The sequence below is a fragment of the Streptomyces sp. VTCC 41912 genome (assembly GCF_045799175.1).
Lineage (GTDB): Bacteria > Actinomycetota > Actinomycetes > Streptomycetales > Streptomycetaceae > Streptomyces > Streptomyces albulus_C.
On sequence record NZ_JBJMAB010000063.1, the window covers coordinates 1 to 20620 of the forward strand.

The following is a 20620-nucleotide window of genomic DNA, read 5'->3' on the forward strand; positions in this document are numbered from 1 at the left end:
GTAGGACGCCGCCGAACAAATTTTGATAAAGCCTCGTTCCCCGAGTTTCGACTCGGGGAACGAGGCTTTTTTGCGTTTCCGGAAAATGGTCTTTCATCAGGCCGGGCGGGGCAGGGCGGCCGCGGTGAGGAGGATGCCGTGGGAGGTGTGCCAGCGGCCGAGGACGACGGGGGCGGGGACGCCGGCCGGCCAGGGCAGGAGCAGGTGGGCGGTGAAGGTGCGGGCGGTGGGGGAGAACGTGATCTCGGCGTCCTCGAATTGGAGCGGGCGGGGGGCGAGCGGGGCGCAGGTCTTGTAGACGGACTCCTTCGCACTGAAGAGGAGGCGGTCCCACGGGACGTCCGGATGGGTGGCGGCGAGGTCCTGGAGGTGGCTGCGTTCGGCGGGGGTGGTGATGCCGTCGCGGACGGCCGGGGGCAGCGGGGCGTGGGGTTCGGCGTCGATGCCGAGGTGGGGGAGGTCGGCGGTGCGGGCCACGGCGGCGGCGCGGTAGCCGTCGCAGTGGGTGATGCTGCCGGTGATGCCGGGGGGCCAGGCCGGGGCGCCGGTGGGGCCCGGGGGCAGCGGGGTCGGGGAGAGGCCCAGGCGGGCCAGGGCGCGGTGGGCGCACTGGCGGGCGGTGGTGAATTCGCGGCGGCGTTTCTCGCCGGCGCGGGCGATCTCGCGTTCCTCGACCGGGAAGAGGCCGGTGGGGGCGTCGGCGGGCGGGTCACCGAGGGCGTCCTCGCCTACGGCGTGCGGGGGCAGGACGTGCTCGACGAGCATGCGGTGGCTCAACTCCTGGGGCGGCGACGGTAGTAGGCGGTGGGTGGGGTGACGACTCTATGTGACGGGGACGACAATGACGGGCGTTGAGATTCTAGGTCGCGTGACCTAGTGTCGGTTCCGTGGACGATGACCTCCAGCTTGATGTGAATGGTCCGGTGCTCGTGGTCGGCGGTTACGGGACCGTCGGTGGCGATCTGACCCGGCTCGCCGCGCCCTCGTGGCCGTTACTGCTCACCGGGCGCACGCCCGAGAAGGGGCAGGCGCTGGCCGACGAGGTCGGGGCAGAGGTGCGGCGGTGGGACCTGAGTGACCCGGAGCCGTTCTCGGCGCGGGTCCGGGCCGTGATCAGCACGGTGAACGACCCGGACGACCGGGTGATGCTGGCCGCCCTCCGCGGGGGTGTCCCGTACGTCGACATCACGCGGTGGACGGCGCGGTTGCAGCGGGCCACGGCACTCGCGGCGGTCCATCCGCCGAAGGCGCCGGTGTTGCTGTCGTCGAGCTGGATGGGCGGCGTGAGTGCGCTGGTCACCGCGGCGTTGGCGGCGGAGCTCGGCGGTGCGGCCGAGGCGCGGATCGCCATCCGGTACGACCTGAAGGACCGGGCCGGTACGGACTCGGTGGAGTTCATGGACCGGCTGGGGCTGGACTACGAGGTCACCGAGAACGGGCAGCGGCAGATGGTCATGCCGTTGAGCGACGCCGGGTTCGTGGAGATCGGCGAGCACCGGACGAAGGTGGCGCGGATCGACACGCCGGAGCAGTTCACGCTGCCGCTGGTGCTGGGTCTGGACACCGCGATCACGCGGATCGGGTTCAGTGCGAACTCGTCGACGTCGACGCTGCTGGCGTTGAAGAAGACCGGGTTCTTCCGGTGGGGGCGGGGCGACTCGTTCGAGAAGACCCGCCGGTCGATGCTGTACTCGCCGGGTGAGGGCGGCTCCGCGCTGCTGCGGATCGACGTCCGCGGGCGGGGCGGCGAGCGGCGTACCGCGGTGATCAAGGATGTGGCCGGTCAGGCCCACCTCACCGCGTTGGGCGGGCTGTTGGGTCTGCGTCGGGTGTTGGGTGCGGACGGCGCCGAGGCGCCCACCGGGGTGGTGTTCCCCGAGATGACGCCGGTGCCGCAGGACGTCGTCTCCGCGCTGGAGAAGGCAGGGGTCGAGGTCACGGTGTCATGAGCGAGGAGAAAGACGGCGGTAAGCCGCAGCTGACGCGGCAGGGCACCCTGCGGCGGACGAGTCTGCTGGACGCCGCCGAGTCCGTGCTGGTCGCCAAGGGCAACGCGGACGCGTCCCTGCGGGCCATCGCCGGTGAGGCCGGTGTGCGGGTCGGTCACCTCCAGCACTACTTCCCGACCCGGGCGGACCTGATCAAGGCCGTGTTGGAGCGGGCGTTGGAGCGGTCGCTGGACCGGCTCGCGGAGACGACGGGGCTGCGGCTGGGCCGCGAGGACCCGTCGGTCATCGAGGTCCCGGAGGGCGGCCGGGCGGAACCCGCCGAAGTGGTGGCGGTGGTGCTCGCCGAGCAGGAGGACCCCCAGCTGGTCCGGTTGTACGTCGAGGTGTGGGCGCTGGCGGCGCGGGACGACGAGATCGCCGCGGTGGTCCGGGAGTTCTACCGGAAGTACGTGGCCCACGTGGAGGCGTTCGTCCAGCAGGGGCGGCCGGAGTGGTCCGCCGAACTCTGTCGGGCGCGGGCCGAGACGTTCGTGGCGTTGGTCGAGGGGGCGGCCCTGATGCGGTCGGGGATCGCCGGGAGCCGGTCGGGCGCGATGGATACCCAACTCGCCCAGCAGGCAGTGCAGTTGCTCCGGGACTGAGGTCCGGGGCGTACCAGCCGCCGGCCGTTGGCGTCCGGGGCGGGGTTTCTCGGGGCCGGTCGGCCCACGGCGTGGCGTGCGGGCCGCGGCGTGGGCCGGCGGCCCGTCATCCGTGGCACACGTAGGGGGAATGCGTCATGTCCGAGGTAATCGATCTTGCCGAGTTGGCGGCCACCGCGGATCTGGAGCGGGAGCTGGCGCGGCTCGCCGCGCAGCACGGGATCATCCGCACCCGGCAGCTGAACCAGCAGGAGACCTGGACGGTGTTGGGCGCCGGGCTGACCCGGGAGTTGCTGAGCGATCCGCGGCTGTCCAACGACGTGCACACGCACGCGCCGCACGGGGCGCTGGTCCCGGGGCTGCAGGTGATGCTGCTGGAGCAGGACGATCCGGGGCACGCCCGGTACCGGCGGCTGGTGAGCGCGGCGTTCGCGTCGAAGGCGGTGCGGCAGTTGGAGCCGCGGATCGTGGAGATCAGCCGGCAACTGCTGGACAAGCTGGGCGACAGCGGGACGGTGGACTTCATCGACGCGTTCACCTATCCGATGCCGCTGGAGGTGATCTGCGATCTGCTGGGGGTGCCGGGCGAGGACCGGGACCCGTTCCGCAAGTGGGCGATGGACATCTCCGCGGCGCCGTCGCTGGAGGCGATGCAGACGTCGGCGGGCGAGCTGTTCGCGTACTGCATCGGGCTGATCGGGGCCAAGCGGGAGCAGCCGACGGAGGATCTGCTCAGTGAGCTGATCGCGGCGCGGTTCGAGGACGGGACCGGGTTGTCGGACGAGGAACTGTCGTCGTTCGCCGCGGTGTTGCTGATCGCGGGGCACGACACGGTGACGAACCTGTTGGCCAACGCGTTGCACGATCTGCTGACGCATCCGGAGCAGCTGGCGGCGCTGCGGGCGGACCGGTCGTTGGTGAACCAGGCGGTGGAGGAGGCGTTGCGGTTCCGCGGGTCGGCGATGACCACGGTGAACCGGGTGGCGCTGGAGGACATCGAGGCGGGTGGGGTCACCATCCGCAAGGGTGAGCTGGTGCGGTTCCTGCTGAACGCGGCCAACCGGGACGTGGAGGTGCGCGAGGACGGGCACGCCTTCGACATCGGCCGGGCCACCGCGCAGCACGTCGCGTTCGGCATGGGGCCGCACTTCTGCCTGGGGCAGCGGCTGGCCCGGCAGGAGGCGACGATCGCCCTGAACGAGATCCTGGACCGTTTCCCGACGCTGGAGTTGGGGGTGTCCCGGGCGGAGGTGCGGTGGCTGGCCTCGGACGCGATCCGGGGGCTGGAGGAGCTGCCGCTGCGGTACGCGCGGGAGACGGCGTGATGCCGTGACGGCGGTCCCGGCGTGATGCCGGTGCCGGTGTGAGGGTGTTCGGGGCGGTCGGCGGTGTGGGCCCGAGGGGCGTCCGTCGGCCGTGGGCGGGGCGGGTCGCGGGCTTGTCGCCCGCGGCGCGAGGTGGGTCGTTCACAGGGGAGTTGGGGAATCAGCCATGCAGATCACGGTCGATTACGCGCTGTGCGACGGGTTGGGGCAGTGCGCCCTGGTGGCGCCCGAGGTCTTTGCGCTGGACGACGATGAGCACTTGGTGGTCGCGCCGGACCCGGCGCCGGAGCTCGCCGGCAAGGTGGCGGCCGCGGCGCGGGCCTGCCCGGTGCGGGCGATCTCGGTCGAAGGGGCCTGAGCCTTGCGCGAGGTCGTCGTGGTGGGCGCGGGCCTGGCGGGCGTCCGGGCCGGCGAGGCGCTGCGGGCGCGGGGGTTTTCCGGAGCGCTGACCGTGGTGTCGGCGGAGGCGGAACTCCCTTACGACCGGCCGCCGTTGACCAAGCAGGTGATGGCCGGGACGCTCACCGCGGACGACATCCGGCTGGCGGGCGTCGAGGAGTGCGACGCCCGCTGGGTCCGGGGCACCGCGGCCGTCGGGCTGGACCGGGAGCGGCGCCGGGTGCGGTTGGCCGACGGTGCGGAGCTCGCGTACGACGGGCTGGTGGTGGCGACCGGGGCGCAGGCGCGGGCCTGGCCCGGGGAGGCGCCGGCCGGGGTGCTGACCGTGCGGGGGCTGGACGACGTCCGGGCGCTGCGGGCGCGGATCGACGGCGGGGCGCGTGAGGTGGTCGTCGTCGGGGCCGGGTTCGTCGGGGTGGAGTTGGCGTCGTCGCTGGTCGGGCTGGGGCTCGGGGTGCGGGTGACGCTGGTGGAGCCGTTCGGGTCGCCGCTGCGGGTGCTGGGCGGGACGGTGCCGGGCGTGGTGGCGGAGGCGGCCCGGCGGGCCGGGGTCGCGCTGCGGCTGGGCACCGGGGTGACGGGCTTCCGGGCCCGGGCCGGGCGGGTCGACGGGGTCGAACTGGCCGACGGGAGCGTGCTGCCGGCCGAGGTGGCCGTGGTGGCGATCGGGATGGAGCCGGCGACCGGGTGGCTGCGGGGGGCGGGGCTGGCGCTGCCGGCGGGGCGGGTGCACTGCGACGAGCGGCTGTTCGCGCGGGGCGCGGGGGTGGCCGGGGTGGTCGATCCGCGGGTCGTGGTGGCCGGGGACGTGGCCCGGTGCGATGCGGTGCGGTCGGGGGACGGTCCGGTTCCGTTGGAGCACTGGAGCAATGCGGCGGCGCAGGGGGAGTTGGCGGCGCGGAACCTGTTGGCGGGGCCGGCGGCGGCCGAGCCGTACGTGCACGTGCCGTCGTTCTGGACGTCGGCGTTCGGGCTGCGGATCAAGTCGGTGGGGTTGCCGGGCACCGGGGACCGGGTGGTCGCCGAGGAGGGCGAGCCGGGTGCGGAGAAGGTGGTCGAGGCGCACTACCGGCGGGGCCGGTTGGTCGGTGCGGTGAGCGTCAACCTGGGGAAGCGGCTGGCGGGTTACGCGCGGCGGCTCCAGGAGGAGCAGGTGTCGCAGGGGGAGCCGGCGGCCGGTGGCGGGCCCGTGGGGTGAGCCGGTCCGGGCGTGGCGAGGGCGGGCCGCTGGCCGGAAGGCGAGGGCGTGGCGGTAAAAAGGTGACCTGCGGGTCGGTTTACCGGTGGTAACCCTTCGTGGCGCCGGACGGGACAGTAAACCCGGCCAGTGTGAATGGCGCGTTAAGTTTTCCATTACCACGGAACATTTATGGTTGACCCCTTCTGGGGCTCTCTGGGTCACGTGACCTATCGCACAAACGGGTGACGCTTCAGGACGGCTCTGGTAACGTTTTTATCGCGCCTCCGGGAGAGGCGGGACGGGCTTTGCGAGTGCGTCACGACGTGGTGATCGCCGCCAAGAAGAGCCTGTTCTTGTGCAAGCAGGTGTCGGGGGATCATTTGCTACGGGGGATAGATCATGTGTACCGCCTTCGAAGGCGTCTGAAACTGGGACTTCCTGAGATCCGGAAGTTTTCCCTTTCTCTTGTGCTCGCGAGCTGAGAAGGTCGCTTCAGTGGCGACTTGTCATGCCTTGGGCGGGCAATCCAACCACACTCTTCACCGAACGGCAGCCGATTGCTGCGGTCGTCACCGGGAATTCTGAACGAATTCACAGAAGGTTTCCGGGGCGGGTTTTCGGCATCGTGAAAACGTGATGCCCCGCGACCTTTTGGCGCCGGATCGAGCGGGCCGGAAACGTACCGTCAGGTAATTTCCGCTGCCGTTTTCCGGGATTTTCCTTGGCTGGTCGACGGCGGTGTTCAGAGTGCTCAAAAACGAGGAGAGAAACATGCAGAACCCCTACGAGGCCGAGCAGATCCAGGACATCGTGCGGGACGGCCTGGCCCAGGTCCTGGGCACCGGCGCGGACGAGGTCACCCCGGACGCCACCCTCGTCGCCGACCTCGGCGCGGAATCCCTGGACCTGGTCGAATTCCGCTTCGAAATGGAGACCAAGCTCGGCGTGGCGCTGCCGAAGTCGAACGTCCTGGACCAGCTCGCCACCGCCCTCGGCGGCTCCGAGCAGCTCTACGACGAGCGCGGCGGCATCACCGAACTGGCCGCCGAGGTGCTGCGCCGCAGCGCCTTCGGCTACTCCGCGGAGCAGGTCCACGCCGGCCAGCGGCCCTACGAGGTCGCCGCGGCCGCCACCAGCGCGCACTGGGCCGCCTTCACCCTCGCCCTCTTCGACCACCTGCCCGAGACCTGCACCGAGTGCGGCGCCGACAAGGCCGAACTGGCCGCGTCCGGCAAGGCGATCTGCGCCGGCTGCGGTGCCGCGCTGGAGGCGTCCACCGGCGATGAGGTGATGGCCGAGGGCGTCCGCGCGGCGCTCGTCGCCATCGGGCACGCCCAGCCCGTCGGCTGACCGCCCGGGGCCGGTGCGGCAGGCGTCGCTCGTACGAGTCGTGCGAAAGGAAAGCAAGTGACACCCCACATACCCAACGGGGCCGAACACGAGGTCGTGGTGACCGGGATCGGCCTGGTCGCCGGAGAACTCACGGACCCGGAGGCGCTGTTCGACCACCTCGCGGAAGGACGCACGCTCATCACCGAGCACCCCCTCCACAAGGAGTGGGGCGTCCCCTGCGCCGTCTCGGCGCACATCGACCCCGCGGTCCGGCAGGAACTCGCGGACGCGGTGCCCGAGGAGGCCGGACCGCTGGGGTCGGCCGGCGTCCTCGCCTGGCACGCCGCCGCCCAGGCATGGCAGCGCAGCGGACTGCCGCGGCGGCTGGACTCCGAGCGCGGCGGCGTCTTCCTCGCCTGCAACCGCATGGTCATGGAGCCGGCCGAACTGACCGCGCTCGCCGACCACGTGGACCACGAGGCCGGCGCGCTGGACCTGGACGGCTACCTGGAGCGGCTCGACGGCACGGCAGCGCCCGACGCGGCCGACGGGCTCGACCCGCAGCGGTACCAGAAGGTCCAGCCGGACTCCGCCACCGCAGCGCTCGCCGACTACTTCGGCGCCGCCGGCGTCCTGGAGACCCACGCCGACGCCTGCGCCGCGGGCGGCATGGCGATCGGCAGCGCCTACCGCTACATCCGCAGCGGCACCCTCGACGTGGCGCTCGCCGGCGGCGCCGAGAGCCTCACCACGCTCACCTCCGTCACCGCCTTCTACGGGGTGGGCGCGCTCGCCCCGGCCGACGGGCGGGACCCGGCGCAGATCAGCCGCCCCTTCGACAAGGACCGCTCGGGCTTCGTCATCGGGGACGGCGCGGCCTTCCTCGTCCTGGAGTCCCGGGCGCACGCCGAGGCGCGCGGCGCCCGCATCCTGGCCACGGTCGCCGGGTACGCCGGGGTGACCGAGGCGGTGAAGATGACGTCCAGCTCGCGGGACGGCGCGGACTACGCCCAGTGCATGCGGGCCGCGCTCACCGACGCCGGGCTCGCCCCGGAGGACATCGACCACGTCAACGCCCACGGGACCTCGACCGAGGCCAACGACACCTGTGAGGCGGCGGCCCTGCACACCGTCTTCGGGGCGCGGGCGGCCCACCTGCCGATCACCGGGAACAAGTCCGCCATGGGGCACTCGCTGGCGAACAGCGGGGCGGCCGAAGCGGTGCTGTCGGTGCTCAGCCTCCAGCGGCAGACCCTGCTGCCGACGCTCAACTTCACCGAACCCGACGAGGTCACCAGCGGCCTGGACGTGGTCACCGAGCGGCGTCCGGCGCGGGTCACCGCGGTGCTGTCCAACTCCTTCGGCTTCGGCGGGCAGAACTGCTCGCTGATCCTGGCCGAGGCCGGGGGAGCGCGGCCATGACGACGCGCGACGTGCGACTGACCGCGCCCGGGCTCTACACCGCGGCCGGCACCGACCCCGGCGACCTGTGGGAGACCCTGGTCGCCGGCAAGGACACCCGCCGGCCGGCCGAGGCGCTGGCCGGCCCGTGGCCGGAGTTCGACACCGCCTTCCTGGTGGACGACCCCGACGCGGCCACCCTCGGGGTGCACCGCAGGGTGCTGCGCACCTCGGAGAAGCAGGCCCGGATGGCGCTCTACGGGGCGCGGCTGGCACTGGCCGGCGCGACGGAGCGCGGCACGGTGGGCGGCCCCGGTTGGGGGCTCTACCTGGGACTGCCCACGGTGGACGAGGAGCTGCTGCGGTTCGGCGCCCTGGACCGGCTGCACCAGGTCGCCGGCTCGCCCGGCGACGTCGCCGCGCTCTACGGCCGGGAGGTCCCGCCGTTCAGCGGGCTGTCGCACCTGAACAGCACCGCGGCGGCGCACGTCTCGGCGGTCTTCGGGCTGACCGGGGCCATGGCCGCGTACTCGCCGTTCTCCGACGCCGGACTGACGGCACTGATCGACGGGGCGCTGTCGGTCGCCGAGGGCGAGAACGAGGCGGCGCTGGTCGGAGCGGTGAGCCCCAAGGTGCATCCGCTGCTCTTCGCGCAGTACGAGGAGCTGGGGTGGAACGGGGCGGTGCCCGGGGAGGGTGCGGCCTTCCTGCTCGCCGAACCGGCCGACGGCGCCACCGGCTCCGCGGCTGCCTCCGGGGCCCCCGGGGCGCGACTGGCCGGCTACGGCCGGGCCTTCGGCGCCGGTGCCGAGGACCGGAGCGAGGCGATCGCCGAGGCCGTCCACGCGGCCCTGGAGACGGCCGGCACGGACGCCGACGGGATCGGCTGGGTGCTGCCCGACGCCGCCTGGACGGTGGACGGCGCACGGGCCCAGAGCGCCGCGCTGGACCGCGTCTTCGCGGGTGCCGCGCCGCGGCCGGCGTACGTCACCAGCGAACGGGCCACCGGGGTGCTGGGGCCCGCCCACCCGTTGGCGCACGCGCTGCTGGCGCTGCACGGCCTGGCGTCCGGGCGGCGGTTGGTCGCCGACGGTGACGCGGTGCGCGAGGAGGCGCTGCCCGCCCCGCGGGCCCTGGTGCTGGCCTGCGGCGCACGCGGCCAGGTGTGCGCCGTCGTACTGGAAGGAGCCGAGAAATGAGCCGCCGGGTCGTGGTGACCGGACTGGGCGCCGTCTGCGGACTGGGGCTCGACTGGCAGACCATGTGGGAGGGGCTGACCGCGGGCCGCTCCGCGATCCGCGCCTGGCAGTTGCCCGGCGTGGCGGACTTCCCGGTGCGCTACGCGGCACCGGTCGACGACGCCGCGTTCGCCGCGCGCCACGGCGCCGAGGCGGACCCGGACCGGCCGCTGGAGCGGCGCACCCGGTTCGGGCTGGCGGCCGCCGCGCAGGCGCTCGCCGACGCCGGCATCGACGGGCCGGGCGCGGTCGGCCGGATCGGCACCGCGGTCGGCTCGGGCGTGCCGGAGCGGGACCCCTACGAGCTGCTGCACGCGATCGGTGAGGACGGCCGGCCCAGCTGGCAGACGCTCTTCGGGCGACGCGACCAACTGGACCGGGCCAGCGGCCTGTTCTGCACCAACGACGCGCTGGCCGCCGGGATCGCGGCCCGGCACCGGCTGCGCGGCCCGGCGCTGAACTTCTCCACCGCCTGCGCCGGGGCCACCCACGCCATCGGCCACGGCCTGCGGATGATCCGCCGCGGGGAGGTGGACGCGATGGTGGTGGGCGGTGCCGACTCGGTGCTCAACCTGCCGACCATGACCGGGCTGCACCTGCTCGGCGCGCCGTCCACCTCCGAGCTGTTCGGGGACCGGCTGTGCCGGGCCTTCGACCGGGACCGCAGCGGGCTGGTGGCCGCCGAGGGCGCGGCCATGGTGGTCCTGGAGAGCGAGGAGAGCGCCCGGCGGCGCGGCGCGACCGTCTACGCCGAACTGGTCGGTTTCGGCACCTCGTTGGACGCCCACCAGGTCACCGCCCCGCACCCGGAGGGGCACGGGGCGGCACTGGCGATGAGCCGGGCGCTGGCGGACGGCCAGGTGGCGCCGGACGCGGTGGACTCCATCAACGCGCACGGCACCTCCACCCCCCTCAACGACCCGATCGAGACCCGGGCGATCAAGGACGTGTTCGCGGCCGGCGAGCACTACCGGAAGCTGGCGGTCACCGCCAACAAGACGATGCTCGGGCACCTGATCGCCGCCGCCGGCGCGCCCGAGCTGATCGCCACCGTGCTGTCCGTACGGGACGGCATCGTGCCGCCGACGCTGAATCTGGAGAACCCGGATCCGGCCTGCGACCTGGACTACGTGCCCGAGAAGGCGCGGTACCGGGAGGTGTCGGTGGCTGTGAGCAATTCCTTCGGCTTCGGCGGACTCAACGCCAGTCTGGTGGTGCGTGGTTATGAGCACTGACATCGTTTCGAGCGCCGACACCGCGGTGCGCGACGACCTCCTTCCCGGCGCCGACGGCGCCGGTTCCGGCCCGGCCCCCGGCCCGGACTTCGACCCCGACGCGATCGTCGTCACCGGCATCGGCGCCGTGCTGCCCACCGGGCGCGGGCCCGAGGCCCTGTGGACGGCCTGGCGCGAGGCGCGCCCCGCGCTCACGCCCTACCAGGACCCCTACGTCCGGACGAAGAAGATCACCCACTTCGGGCACGTGCCCGCCGAACTCCAGCAGGCCAGCCGGGACAGCGTCCCCCACAAGCTGCGCAAGTTCGGCACCGGCTTCACCTTCAACGCGGTGCTGGCCGCCGAGGACGCCATGCGGCAGGCCGGCGAGAGCTGGCAGGCCATCCCGGAGGAGCGGCGCGGCCTCTACGTCGCGCAGGACGACTCCACCGAACTGAGCGTGGCCGCCTTCCACAAGGCCCTCAACCGGGCCCGCACCGACACCTCGCCGCAGGTCGGCGCGGACCTCACGCGGGTGGTGGCGGAGGCGTTCGGCAACGCCGCGACCTTCAACCCGTTCACCGTCATCCGGGCGCTGAACAACAACACCCTGGCGCTGGTCAGCATCGCCGAGCGGTTCCGCGGCGACTGCGCGGCGTTCGTGCAGGACGCCGGGGCCTCGCTGGGCGCCCTCCAGCGGGCCGCGTTCAGCCTCCGCCAGGGCGCCTGCGACACCGCGCTGGTCGTCGGCGCCGGCAGCTACAACGAACCGCTGAAGCTGGCCGCGCAGTACCGCGCCGGGCACCTCACCGCCGGCGGCCGCGGCGCCGCCTCGCTGCGCAGCTTCGACGCCGAACGGGACGGCACGGTGCTCGCCGAGGGCGCGGTGGCGCTGGTCCTGGAGCGGGCCGGGGACGCCGCGGCGCGCGGCGCCCGGCCGCTGGTGGAGGTGCTGGGCGCGGCGCTGCGGCCCGCCGTGGACAGCGGCGTCGGCCCGGCCGCGCTGGCCGAGAGCGCCCGCGGCCTGATGGCCGCGCACGGGGTGACGCCGGACACTCTCGGCGCCGTCCTCGCCGACGGCAAGGGCACCGTCCAGCACGACGCCGCCGAGGCCGAGCTGCTGCGCGCGCTGCTGAAGGACAGCGGCGTGCCGGTCAGCTCCGTACGGCCGGTCACCGGCACCCTGGGGGCCGCCGGACCGCTCGCCGAACTGGCGCTGGCCCCGAGCCTGTTCGCCACCGGGGAGCTGCCGCCGATCGCGCACCTGACGACCCCGCCGGACGACGGCACCGACTTCGTCACCGGGTCGGCCCGCAAGCGCCGCATCGACTCCGTCCTCAGCCTGCACAGCAGTTTCAACGGGTTCGCGGGAGCACTGCTCGCCAAGCGGCCGCACCTCGCCTAGGAGACCACCAGCAATGTCAGCCACGTCAGCCTTCACCGAATTCGTACAGCCCCAGATGGGCCGGGTGTTCACCGCCCTGGGGCTGGACGTCGAGTACGAGCGGGCCGAGGGCAACACCCTCTACCACCGCGACGAGCAGGGCGAGTTGGTGCCGGTCCTGGACCTGATGGGCGGCTACGGCTCGCTGATCTTCGGCCACAACCACCCGGAGATCGTCGCGCACGCCAAGGAGCTGCTGGACCAGAACCGGGCCGTGCACGCCCAGTTCTCGCTGCGCGGCGAGGCCGGCCGGCTCGGCGCCGCGCTCAGCGACGTCGTCCGCCGGGAGACCGGCATCAAGGAGCCGTACCTGGCCACCTTCGGCAACAGCGGCGCCGAGGCCGTCGAGGCGGCCGTCAAGCACGCCGAGCTGGTCCGGGTGACCAAGGCGGCGGCGCTGGCCGAGGAGACCGCCGCCCACCTCCAGGCGGCCCGGGACGCGGTCCGCCGCGGCGCGGCCACCGTCGACCCGGACGCCCACCAACTGCCCGCCCTCCAGGGACAGGTCGCCCCGACCGCCGACATCGACGGCCTGCTGGCCGCGATCGGCGCGCACAACGCGGCGGCGCTGGCCACCAAGCCGCTCTTCCTGGCCCTGGAGCGGTCCTTCCACGGCAAGCTCGTCGGCAGCGTCCAGCTCACCTACAACGCCGGCTTCCGCACCCCCTTCCAGAACCTGGGCACCCGGGTCCGCTTCGTCCCCATGGACCAGCCGGAGCTGCTGGACCGGATCGCCGAGGACGAGCGGGTGGTGCTGCTCGACGCCGAACTCGCCGACGGCCGGGTGCGGATCGTCGAACGGGACTTCCCGGCCATCACCGCCTTCATGGTCGAGCCGGTGCAGGGCGAGGGCGGCATCCACGCGCTCACCGCCGAACAGGGCCGCGCCATCCGGCTGTTCTGCAACAAGGTCGGCACCGCCCTGATCATCGACGAGGTGCAGAGCGGCATGGGCCGCTGCGGCGCCTTCCTGGCCAGCTCGCTGATCGGGCTGCGCGGCGACTACTACACCCTGTCCAAGTCGCTCGGCGGCGGCCTGGCCAAGATCTCCGCGATGCTGGTGCGCCGCTCGCTGTACCAGGGCGAGTTCGACCTGATCCACAGCTCGACGTTCGCCATGGACGACTTCTCCTCGTCCGTCGCCCGCAAGGTCGTCGAGATGCTGGAGGACGCGGACGGCCAGGCGTACCGGCAGGTCACCGAGCGCGGCGAGCGGCTGGTCGAGATGCTGGCCGACCTCAAGTCGGCCTACCCGGACGTCATCGAGGACATCCGCGGCAAGGGCCTGTTCCTCGGCGTCCAGCTGCGCGACCAGGGCGAGGCCCGCTCCATGGTGCTGCGCGGCAGCGCCTACACCGGGGCGCTGGGCTACCTCCTCTCCGGCTACCTGCTGCGCCAGGAGCGGATCCGCATCGCACCGACCGGCAGCGCCGGCAACGTGCTGCGCATCCAGCCGTCCGTCTTCCTGACCGACGAGGAGATCGAGCGGCTGCGCGGCGCCCTCGACCGGCTCTGCCGCATCCTGCGCTACGAGGACACCCTGCACCTGGTCCACCCGGCCAGCGACCGGACGATCCCCAAGCCGCGGGCGGAGATCCGCGACTTCCGCGGCGCCGTCGAGGGCTACGAGCAGGGCGAGCCGCGCCCGGTCACCGGCCCGGTCCGCAAGGTGGCGTTCGTCAACCACCTGATCACCCCGGCCCACCTGCGGCAGGTGGACCCGGCGCTGGCCGACTTCAGCGACGCCGCGCTGCGCGCCTTCGTACTGGGCATGGACCCGGTGAAGAAGGCGGCGCCCTACCCGGGCGTGCGGATCGACTCGCCGCTGGGCAGCGCCGTGGAGTTCGCGCTCTACCCGCTGATGGTCGGCTCCGAGCAGATGGGCCGCTACCTGGCGTCCGGGGACGTCGCCGGCATCCGGGCGGACGTCGAGGAGCGGGTGCAGGCGGCCCGCGAGGACGGCTGCGAGGTCGCCGGGCTCGGCATGTACACCTCGATCGTCACCCACAACTGCACCTCGCTCAACGTCCCGGGCATCGCACTGACCTCCGGCAACGCGCTGACCGTCGCGATGGGCGTACGGGCCATGGAACGCGGCGCGCAGGACCGCGGCTTCGCGGTCGCCGACGCCACGCTGGCGGTGGTCGGCGCGGCCGGCAACATCGCCTCCGTCTACAGCCAGCTGTTCGCCGAGAAGCTCAGCAAGATCGTGCTGGTCGGCAGCCGCCGGGACGGTTCGGCACGCCGGCTGCGCGCCACCGTGCACGGCATCTACCAGGAGTGCTGGGCGCGGATCGCGGCCGGCGGCGAGCTGACCGGCATCCCGGCCCGGCTGGCCGAGGAACCGCTGATCGCCAAGTGGCTGGCCGACGGGGCGTCCGCCGAGGGCGAGGACGCCGCGGACCGCGGCAAGGCGATCGCCGCCCACCTGGAGGAGCAGTACGGCCAGGACCCGTTCCTGACCGTCACCCAGGACGGCGACGCGCTCCGCGAGGCACAGCTGGTGCTGTGCGCGTCCAACAGCCCCGAGCCGTTCCTGACCGGCGAGCACTTCGCGCCCGACGCGGTGGTCTGCGACATCGCCGTCCCCAACAACGCGGTGCCGGACCTGACCGTGCAGCGCCCCGACCTGGCGTACATGCTCGGCGGCATCGTCGCCACGCCCCACGGCGAGAGCCTGCACCCCTCGGCCCGGGCCTTCCTGGAGGCCGGTCAGCTCTTCGCCTGCATGGCCGAGACCGCGCTGATGGGCCTGGCCGGCATCGACCGGCACTACTCCTACGGGAACATCAGCCGCCAGCAGGTCCTCGACATCGCCGCCCTGGCCGACGCGCACGGGCTGCGGCTGGCCGACTACAAGAGCGCCCACTCGGTGTGAGCCCGCCCCGGCCACCGCTGGGCGAGCCCCCGGGCGCCGCACGCCACCCGTCGCGGGCCCCCGCCGCGTGCGGCGCCCGGACCGAGGGGCCCGCGCCCCGACCGACCACCCTCGAAAGGACCCGTCAGCTCATGGAATTCGCAGGTCAGGTGGGACTGGTGACCGGCGGCAGCCGCGGCATCGGCCGCGCCATCGCCGTCAAGCTGGCCGAGGAGGGCTGCGACATCGCCCTCAACTACCGCTCCGCCACCGCCGAGGCGGAACAGGTCGCCGAGCAGATCACCAAGCTGGGCCGCAAGGTCGAGCTGTTCCAGGGCGACCTGTCCGACCCCGAGGTGCCGCACACGGTGGTCTCCGGCGTCCGCGCCTCCTTCGGACGGATCGACGTCCTGGTGAACAACGCCGGCATCACCCGCGACGAACTGCTGGTCAACCAGAGCCTCCGGGACATCGAGGACGTGCTGCGCACCAACCTCGTCGCCCCGATGCTCACCGTCCAGGCGGTGGCCCCCGCGATGCTGCGCCAGCGCTACGGGCGGATCGTCAACGTCTCCTCGTCCGCCGCCTCCAAGCCGGGCCGCGGCCAGTCCAACTACGCGGCGGCCAAGGGCGGCCTGGAGTCCTTCACCAAGGCGATGGCGGTCGAGCTGGCCTCCCGGCACATCCTCGTCAACGCGGTCGCCCCGGGCGTGATCAACACCGACATGACCGACACCATCCGCGCCCACGGCGAGGAAGAGATCATGAGCCGGCTGCTGCTGAAGAAGTACGCCGAACCCGAGACCATCGCCGACGCCGTGACGTACCTCGCCAGCCCGCGCAACACCTACACCACGGGCGAGGTACTGCACGTCGACGGCGGCCTGAAGATGGCGTGAGGGCCCGACCATGAGCGATATCGACGCACTCGACACCCCCGTGACGGGCCCCGCGGCGGGCGAGCTGGCCGGCCGGACCGCGGTGGTCACCGGCGCCGCCCAGGGCATCGGCCGCGAAGTGGCGCTGCTGCTGGCCGAGTCCGGCGCGGCCCGGCTGCTCCTGCTCGACCGGGACGCCGCCCAGTTGGAGACCGTCGCCAAGGAAGTGCAGGGACTGGGCGCGCAGGTCACCCCGCTCGCCGTGGACCTGCGCGAGCGGGCGACGGTCCGCGGCGCACTGCGCACCGCACTGCGCGCCGCCGGACCGCTGCACATCCTGGTCAACAACGCCGGCGTCGCCGACGAGAACGGCCCGGACGACGAGGAGACCTGGCTGCGGGTACTGGACATCAACCTGCACGGCACCTTCGCGGTCACCGCCACCTGCCTGGAACACCTCGTCGACGGCGGCCGGATCGTCAACGTCTCGTCGATCCTCGGCAAGGCCGGCAAGATGCGCAACACCGCCTACTGCGCCTCCAAGCACGGCCTGATCGGCTACACCAAGGGCCTCGCCCTGGACCTGGCGGCCCGCGGCATCACCGTCAACGCCGTGCTGCCGGGCTGGATCGACACCCCGATGCTGCGCCGCGAGATCGCCGCCTCCGCGGAGGAGATCGGCGCGGACCCGGCACGGATGCTGCGCCAGGCCCGCAAGTCCATCCCGCTGCGGCGGCTGGTCGAGGCGCGGGAGGCCGCCGAATTGATCGGCTTCCTGGCGTCCGACCGGGCGGCCGCCATCACGGCGCAGTCCCTCACGGTCGACGGGGGCTACACCCGTGGCATGTGACGCCCCGGCGGTCACCCTCCCGCGGCCCCGGTCGGCGCCCGCCGCCGACCCGTGGCTGCGGCGGCTGCGCCCGGGCCCGGCGCAGTCGGTGGCCGGCGCCGCCCGGGTGGTCTGCTTCCCGCACGCGGGCGGCGGCGCCGGCACCTACCGGCCGCTCGCCACCGCCGTCGCCGCCCGCAGCGTCGGCGACCGCCCCCACGAGGTCCTGGCGGTCCAGTACCCGGGCCGCAACGACCGGATCCGGGAGGCCCGCGTCGAGGACCTGCGGACGCTGGCCGCCGGCGCCCACCGGGCCCTGACGGCGCTGCCCGACGGCCCGCTGGTCCTGCTCGGGCACAGCATGGGCGCCCTGGTGGCGTACGAGGTGGCCCGGCTCCTGGAGCGCGACGGCCGCGCCCCGGCGCACCTGGTCGTCTCCAGCGCCTGGGCGCCGACCCGGGTCCCCGGCGGCACCGTGCACCTGCGGGACGACGACGGGCTGATCGACGAGATCCGGCACACCCGGGGCACCGACCAGCGGCTGCTGGACAACCGGGACGTGCTGGCCATGGCGCTGCCGGTGGTCCGCAGCGACTACAAGGCCGTGGAGACCTACCGGCACCGGCCCGGGCCGCCGCTGGCCACCCCGGTCACCGTCCTGACCGGCGACCGGGACCCGCTGGTCGGCGTCGCGGACGCCGCCGCCTGGCAGGCGCGCACCCGCGCCGGCTTCCGGCTGCGGGTCTTCCCCGGCGGCGACCACTTCTACCTGACCGGGCACTGGGCGGAGCTGGCGGACCACCTGGTCTCCGCGCCGCCGCGCCCGGTGCCGGTGGCGGTCGGGTAGCGCCCCGACGGGCCGCGTCAGGCCGGGGCGAAGTCCTGCGGCCAGCGGGCCCGGGCCTGCTCCCGGGAGCGCATGGTGGCCAACGTCAGCAGGCCGCGCTCCTGGCCGGTCTGGAGCAGGCCCGGCAGCGCGGGCAGCGGGGCGAGCGCCGCGACGTCGTCCAGGACGAGGGTGAGTGGTGGGTCGAGCCGACCGGCGGATGACCGTTCGGCCATGCGGCGGCCGTGCTCGACCACGTGCGAGAGGAGTGCGGTGAGCAACGGCATCGCACCCGGATCGGTGCGCGGGTCCTCGATGGACTCGCCCACCAGGTACAGCGTTCCCCCCTCGGCGACGAAAGATTCGAGAACGAGGGCATCCGATCGCAGCGGATTGCTGGCGTCGCGAATGTGGACCGAGGAGAGCGCGGCCAGCGCCCGGCCGACCAACTCCTTGGCCATTTCCCGGCGTTCGGCATGCGCGGTGAGCACCGACTCCAGCTCGCCGGCCTGACCGGCGGACGCCTTGGCGTCGGTGCGCAGGATCCGGACCGGTTCCTGGGCGCCGCCCGCGGCGTGCGCCCACCGGTGCAGCTGGCGGAACGGGCGGCCGTCCAGCGCGGCGGCGTGCAGCCAGCAGCGCAGCAGGGTCTGCGCGGCGTCCGCGACGGCGGAGTCCAGGGCGCTGGCCGGCCGGACCGGGGCCAGCAGCGCCGCCGCCCGGGCGGCCGCGGTGCCGATCTCCTCGCAGCCCGCGGTGGGCGACCAGCGTAGCCGGGCCGGGGTGTCGAGGCGGTGCGCGGGGTCGTAGGCCAGCACCGGGCCCAGCTTGGCGCGGGCGTCCTTGGTCTCGGCCCAGAGCGCGGGATCGGTGGTCGCGAGGACCAGCGGGCCCGGGGCGGCGGTGGCGGCGGCCAGCGCCGCGGCCCGGGTGAGGGTCCGATCGCTGCCGAACTCGACGCGCGGCAGCGTCGGTTCCGGCGCGACGGCCGGGGCGGCCACGACCACGGGGGCGACCGCGGGCCCGGCGGCGGGGGCGGTGCCGCGCTGCTCCGGGAGCGGGCCGGCGGCCGGCGGCGGTTCCGCGACCGGCACCTGGGGGACGGCCGGCGCCGGCGTGGGCACCGGGGCCGCCGGCGCCGCTGCGGGCGCGGCGGTCTCCGCCCCCGCCGGCCGGCCCGCCCCGGCGCCCGGCGCCCGCCGCTGGGCCCGCCGCGCCGCCCGGACGGCCCGGTACCGCGTGAGCGTGCCCAACGCGAAGATCGCCAGCACCAGCAGCACCATCAGCTCGCCGACGAACAGCCCCCAGAACAGCCCGTAGCCCGACAGCTCGCCCTTCGGGGTGCCCGGCCACGCCGCCGCGACGTCGTGCGGCGCGGTGATCAGGTGCCGCAGCGCGAGCGGCGTCCCGGTGTACGTCACCCCCGACGGCCAGCCGCCGTGCGCGAGCAGCCCGCCCAGGCCGGTCGCCGTCCACACCACCAGGGTCAGCCCGAGCAGGAACCCGATCAGCCCGACCAGCAGCCCGTCGGGCACGCCCCGGCCCCGCGGCCGGCCACCGCGGCCGCCGCCGCGCGCGTAGGGCCCGCCGTGGCCCCGCTCGTCGTCGTAGTCGCCGCGGCCGCTCTCGTCGTATCCGTGCCTCACGCCACCGTCTCGCTCGACTCGTTGCGCAACTGCCGTTCCAGTGCGATGGCCTCGGCGCGCGCCTCGGCCTCGGCGTCCGCCGCCAGCGCCAGCGAACGGGCCTCGTCCGTCGGCAGCGGGGACGACTCGGTCATCGCCCGGTCGGTGTAGACCAGCGGCCGTTCGGCCTCCGTGATCAGGTGCTTGACGACCTGCACGTTGCCGTTGACGTCCCAGACGGCGATGCCGGGCGTCAGGGTCGGGATGATCTCCACCGCCCAGCGCGGCAGCCCGAGCACCCGACCGGTGGCCCGGGCCTCGTCGGCCTTCTGGGCGTAGATGGTCCGGGTCGACGCCATCTTGAGGATCGCCGCGGCCTCCCGGGCCGCCGCGCCGTCGACCACGTCGCTGAGGTGGTGCACGACGGCCACGAACGACAGGCCCAGCCGGCGGCCGAACTTCAGCAGCCGCTGGAAGAGCTGCGCCACGAACGGCGAGTTGATGATGTGCCAGGCCTCCTCGACGAGGAAGATCCGCTTCTTGCGGTCGGGCCGGATCCAGGTGTGCTCCAGCCACACCCCCACGATCGCCATCAGGATCGGCATCGCGATGGAGTTCCGGTCGATGTGCGAGAGGTCGAAGACGATCAGCGGCGCGTCCAGGTCGATGCCGGCCGTGGTCGGCCCGTCGAACATCCCGCGCAGGTCACCGTCGACCAGCCGGTCCAACACCAGCGCCACGTCCAGGCCCCAGGCGCGGACGTCGTCTATGTCGACGTTCATCGCCTCCGCGGAGGCCGGCTCGGGGTGCCGCAACTGCTCGACGATGTCGGACAGCACCGGCTGCCGGCCGGGGCGCGGCGTCCCGTCCGCCGGCTCCTCGTACTGGGTGAGCACCGCCGCGTGCGCGACCTTCAGGGCGAAGCCGGAACGCTCGTCCAGGCCGTGCCCCATGGCGACCTCGATGATGGTCCGCAGCAGGGCCAGCTGGCCGGTGGTGGTGATCGAGGGGTCGAGCGGGTTGAGGCGGATGCCGCCGTTGAGGGCCGCGGTCGGATCCAGGCGGATGGGCGTTATCCCCAGCTCCTGGGCGATGAGGTTCCACTCGCCGACGCCGTCCTCGCCCTGCGCGTCCAGCACCACCACCTGCCGGTCGCGGAACCGCAGCTGCCGCAGCACGTAGGTCTTCTCCAGCGCGGACTTGCCGTTGCCGGACTCGCCGAGCACCAGCCAGTGCGGCGCCGGCAACTGCTGCCCGTACAGCTGGAACGGGTCGTAGATGTAGCCCTTGCCGGAGTACACCTCCCGCCCGATGATCACGCCCGAGTCGCCGAGCCCGGGCGCCGCCGTCGGCAGGTACACCGCCTGCGCCTGGCCGGTGGAGGTGCGTACCGGCAGCCGCGTCGACTCCACCTTCCCGAACAGGAAGCTGGTGAAGGCTTCGGTGAGGGCACCGAGCGGATCGAACATGGCCATGGCGTAC

General features: G+C 73.6%; 17 protein-coding genes. 14 read left to right on the forward strand and 3 right to left on the reverse strand.

From position 1 onward, the window contains the following. Positions 1-96: 96 nt before the first annotated feature. Entirely contained in the window at positions 97-777 is a 681-nt protein-coding gene (locus tag ACJ6WD_RS39640) for a 4'-phosphopantetheinyl transferase (RefSeq protein ID WP_407617655.1), read from the reverse strand. Positions 778-923: 146 nt separating this feature from the next. Between ACJ6WD_RS39640 and ACJ6WD_RS39645 the strand changes: the two genes are divergently transcribed. The 14 genes from ACJ6WD_RS39645 (at position 924) to ACJ6WD_RS39710 (ending at position 17534) form a co-directional block, all read left to right on the forward strand. Continuing rightward, a complete protein-coding gene (locus ACJ6WD_RS39645) occupies positions 924-1949 on the forward strand; it encodes a saccharopine dehydrogenase (RefSeq protein ID WP_233661920.1) in 1026 nt (341 codons plus the stop codon). Then, complete coding sequence (locus ACJ6WD_RS39650) at positions 1946-2590, forward strand: TetR/AcrR family transcriptional regulator (protein WP_233661906.1); 645 nt, start codon at positions 1946-1948, stop codon at positions 2588-2590. The genes ACJ6WD_RS39645 and ACJ6WD_RS39650 overlap by 4 nt, the downstream gene beginning before the upstream one ends. Before the next feature lie 137 nt (positions 2591-2727). Continuing rightward, positions 2728-3915 carry a cytochrome P450 gene (locus ACJ6WD_RS39655; protein WP_044376844.1) on the forward strand — a complete coding sequence of 396 codons (1188 nt, stop codon included), beginning with the start codon at positions 2728-2730 and terminating at the stop codon, positions 3913-3915. A gap of 166 nt (positions 3916-4081) precedes the next feature. Then, positions 4082-4273 carry a ferredoxin gene (locus ACJ6WD_RS39660; RefSeq protein ID WP_016573854.1) on the forward strand — a complete coding sequence of 64 codons (192 nt, stop codon included), beginning with the start codon at positions 4082-4084 and terminating at the stop codon, positions 4271-4273. A gap of 3 nt (positions 4274-4276) precedes the next feature. Beyond that, positions 4277-5512, forward strand: coding sequence for an NAD(P)/FAD-dependent oxidoreductase (locus tag ACJ6WD_RS39665; RefSeq protein WP_407617656.1), 1236 nt, complete (start codon positions 4277-4279; stop codon positions 5510-5512). A 753-nt stretch (positions 5513-6265) separates the two neighbouring features. Then, a complete protein-coding gene (locus ACJ6WD_RS39670) occupies positions 6266-6844 on the forward strand; it encodes an acyl carrier protein (protein WP_407617657.1) in 579 nt (192 codons plus the stop codon). 57 nt (positions 6845-6901) lie between these two features. After that, positions 6902-8248 carry a beta-ketoacyl-[acyl-carrier-protein] synthase family protein gene (locus ACJ6WD_RS39675; RefSeq protein ID WP_233661910.1) on the forward strand — a complete coding sequence of 449 codons (1347 nt, stop codon included), beginning with the start codon at positions 6902-6904 and terminating at the stop codon, positions 8246-8248. Beyond that, positions 8245-9426 (forward strand): beta-ketoacyl synthase N-terminal-like domain-containing protein, encoded by a 1182-nt coding sequence (locus ACJ6WD_RS39680; protein ID WP_407617658.1) that lies wholly within the window; start codon positions 8245-8247, stop codon positions 9424-9426. The genes ACJ6WD_RS39675 and ACJ6WD_RS39680 overlap by 4 nt, the downstream gene beginning before the upstream one ends. Continuing rightward, on the forward strand, positions 9423-10700 hold the full coding sequence (locus ACJ6WD_RS39685; protein WP_376558710.1) for a beta-ketoacyl-[acyl-carrier-protein] synthase family protein: 1278 nt from the start codon (positions 9423-9425) through the stop codon (positions 10698-10700). Before ACJ6WD_RS39680 ends, ACJ6WD_RS39685 begins: the two co-directional genes overlap by 4 nt. Further along, complete coding sequence (locus ACJ6WD_RS39690; protein WP_376446976.1) at positions 10690-12084, forward strand: beta-ketoacyl synthase N-terminal-like domain-containing protein; 1395 nt, start codon at positions 10690-10692, stop codon at positions 12082-12084. Before ACJ6WD_RS39685 ends, ACJ6WD_RS39690 begins: the two co-directional genes overlap by 11 nt. A gap of 13 nt (positions 12085-12097) precedes the next feature. Beyond that, positions 12098-15001 carry an aminotransferase class III-fold pyridoxal phosphate-dependent enzyme gene (locus ACJ6WD_RS39695; RefSeq protein WP_331249975.1) on the forward strand — a complete coding sequence of 968 codons (2904 nt, stop codon included), beginning with the start codon at positions 12098-12100 and terminating at the stop codon, positions 14999-15001. Between the two features lie 131 nt (positions 15002-15132). After that, entirely contained in the window at positions 15133-15879 is a 747-nt protein-coding gene (locus ACJ6WD_RS39700) for a 3-oxoacyl-ACP reductase family protein (RefSeq protein ID WP_233661914.1), read from the forward strand. A 10-nt stretch (positions 15880-15889) separates the two neighbouring features. After that, entirely contained in the window at positions 15890-16708 is an 819-nt protein-coding gene (locus tag ACJ6WD_RS39705) for an SDR family NAD(P)-dependent oxidoreductase (RefSeq protein ID WP_407617659.1), read from the forward strand. Further along, positions 16698-17534, forward strand: coding sequence for a thioesterase II family protein (locus tag ACJ6WD_RS39710; RefSeq protein WP_376446974.1), 837 nt, complete (start codon positions 16698-16700; stop codon positions 17532-17534). Before ACJ6WD_RS39705 ends, ACJ6WD_RS39710 begins: the two co-directional genes overlap by 11 nt. Before the next feature lie 17 nt (positions 17535-17551). Here the strand turns inward: ACJ6WD_RS39710 and ACJ6WD_RS39715 are convergent, their stop codons facing one another. Then, on the reverse strand, positions 17552-19159 hold the full coding sequence (locus ACJ6WD_RS39715; RefSeq protein WP_407617660.1) for a type VI secretion protein: 1608 nt from the start codon (positions 19157-19159) through the stop codon (positions 17552-17554). Continuing rightward, positions 19156-20607: an ATP-binding protein gene (locus ACJ6WD_RS39720; protein ID WP_037634516.1), complete on the reverse strand. Its 1452-nt coding sequence runs from the start codon at positions 20605-20607 to the stop codon at positions 19156-19158. The genes ACJ6WD_RS39715 and ACJ6WD_RS39720 overlap by 4 nt, the downstream gene beginning before the upstream one ends. Between the last annotated feature and the right edge of the window lie 13 nt (positions 20608-20620).